The organism is Streptomyces sp. NPDC022910, assembly GCF_055561075.1.
In genome coordinates this window covers 1-2,252 of record NZ_JBVHHL010000153.1, presented here as the reverse complement: position 1 = coordinate 2,252, position 2,252 = coordinate 1, and the positions used below count along the sequence as shown (strand labels likewise).

Here is a 2,252-nt window from a genome sequence, read left to right as displayed (position 1 = left end):
GTCACCCGCTCCCGCCTGGGACGACTCGTTCGCCAGGGATTCCTCGAGCAACCCGGACGTGGCCGCTATCAGAAACGGACTTAACGCCCTCTCAGAGATCAGCGGCGGGTCCGGTGCCCGGACGGGGAGCTCGCAGATGTTGACGCTGTGCCAGCTCTTCGTCGTCGACCAGGGTGAGCATGGGCTGACCCGGCGCACACATCATGGTGACCAGGAAACGGCTCCGGATGTCCGTCCGGTTGTTCCCGTCCTGGTAGTGGATGACATCGCCGCCCGGCTCCCAGAACGTCTCCCCGGCCTTGATCACCCGCTCGGGCTCGCCTTCCAGCTCGAAGAGCATCTCTCCCTCCAGCATGTAGCCGAAAGCGGGTCCCGAGTGCCGGTGCGGAGGGGTGCCGGGGTCGCCGGGAGGGAACTCGACGAGGACCGTCATCGCCTCTACCCCTTCCGGAATGGACGGCGGTTTCACCGACTGCAGGACAGTGAGCGCGGTCTTCCACGCTTCCGAGCGGGGTCGGCTCTCAACCCTGCCTGCCGCCGACTCGTTGTTCGCCATGATGAGGCCTCCAGTGGTGGGCTGGGTGGTTCAGGAGAGCCAGTCGGTGTAGTGGGTGGGGGCGATGCGGGCGTCGCCCGTGGCGGTGAGGGCATCGCCGTGGACGGCGGCGAACATGCCTGCGGTGTCGTCGGTGACGACCGTGCGGCCGTCGGGGTGGGCGTCCAGGGTGATCCGGCCGAGGTCGTCGAGGGGGAAGACGTCGGGTCCGGCGATGTTGAGGGTGCCGTTCAACGGGGTGCCGACAGCGACTTCGGCGACGGTGTCGGAGACGTCCTGGGCGGCAATCGGCTGGAGGGGGGTGGTGGGCAGGCGGACGATGTCGCCCTCGGTGGTATCGGACAGGACCGCGTCCATGAACTCCATGAACTGAGTGGCGCGGACGATCGAGTAGGGGATCGGCCCGGCCTTGAGGATGTCTTCCTGGAGGACCTTGGCCCGGTAGTAGACGAGGTCGGGCACCAGGTCCACGCCGACGATCGAGAGGATGACGACGTGCCCGACCCCGCCCTTGTGGCCGGCGGCCAGGATGTTGTCCATCGACGTCCGGAAGAACGCCGGGGATGCGTCGTCGAACGTCGGCGAATTCGTCAAATTGACGACGACGTCGGCTCCGGCCACCGCCTCCTCCACACCCTGGCCCGTGATCACGTCGACACCTGTGGACTTGGAGTGCGGGACGGCTTCGTGTCCGGCCGCATCCAGCTTCTTCACCACCCGCGACCCGATCAATCCGGTACCGCCGATCACTGCGCACTTCATGGGGCACCTCCCGTCACCACCGATCGGTCATGCGGTCATGCGTCCAGACTGCCCCGGTGCACTGCGTGGCGCACGCCGCCCGTGTCCTCCCGGGCATCCCAGCGGCGCTGCGTACTGACGGAAGCCGGAGAGATCATTTGCAACCGCGAACACCGTGACGTGTGGCACCGGGTTCCGATGTCCTTCTGTGCTCCGCCGACGGGGCTGTCCTGCGCTCCCGAGTCTCGCTTGCGATCTGCCGAGGGGGCCAAAGCATCTACCTATCGGATTCGGGACTGCCTTCCGACGTGTTGTTCTCGTCGCGGAACCCGATCTTGCGATGGGTACCATCGCAGAGTGGCTTGTTGTCGGAGTGGCCGCAGCGGCAGAGCGTCATCCTGTACCGGGTCTGCAGCGGCTGACCGTCCGCCCTGACCACGGGCACTCCACCGGTGACCCACAACGCGCTGGCCTGACCGTTCTCCTCCTCGAGGACCGAGATCGCCTGCCGAAGGTCGGGCTCGATCGCCGTCGCCGTCGCGGTGAAGGGCGTAGCTGTACGACCCTGACGGGCATTGGCCGATCCGTCCCATGACGTTGGAACGGACGTCGCTGTCGTCGGTGTCGGCGAGCATCTCGGCGATCGGCCTGGTGCGGCCGATGCAGAAGGCGGCGTGGATGCACAGCTCGCCGACCCGTCGGGCAGAGATACCGACCCCGTCGTGGACGTGCTGCAGCTCCTCATACGGACGAACATCTGCCGACTCCTTACCGTCGAACCCGATCACAGGGTGAGTCCCGTCGCAGAACGGCTTCGAGCCCGAGCGCCCGCAGCGGCACAGCACGTAGATGTCCTCGGTCTGAAGTTCCCCCCTGATCTTGGACAGCGGATGCTTACGCTGCGGGGGTGAAGTCTTGCTGCAGCCTGGCTCGGGTTTCGAGTGGGGTGAGGTAC

The 2,252-nt window shown here is 66.5% G+C and carries 3 protein-coding genes and 1 pseudogene; all 4 read right to left on the bottom strand.

What is annotated here, in order from left to right; genetic code table 11:
• Positions 1-91: 91 nt before the first annotated feature.
• Complete coding sequence (locus tag ACZ3TS_RS42800) at positions 92-556, bottom strand: cupin domain-containing protein (protein ID WP_467628619.1); 465 nt, start codon at positions 554-556, stop codon at positions 92-94.
• Between the two features lie 30 nt (positions 557-586).
• On the bottom strand, positions 587-1,318 hold the full coding sequence (locus tag ACZ3TS_RS42795; protein WP_467628615.1) for an SDR family oxidoreductase: 732 nt from the start codon (positions 1,316-1,318) through the stop codon (positions 587-589).
• Positions 1,319-1,574: 256 nt separating this feature from the next.
• A complete protein-coding gene (locus ACZ3TS_RS42790; protein WP_467628620.1) occupies positions 1,575-2,042 on the bottom strand; it encodes a CDGSH iron-sulfur domain-containing protein in 468 nt (155 codons plus the stop codon).
• A 52-nt stretch (positions 2,043-2,094) separates the two neighbouring features.
• A pseudogene (locus ACZ3TS_RS42785) lies at positions 2,095-2,175 on the bottom strand (CDGSH iron-sulfur domain-containing protein); the annotation flags it as partial.
• Positions 2,176-2,252 lie beyond the last annotated feature (77 nt).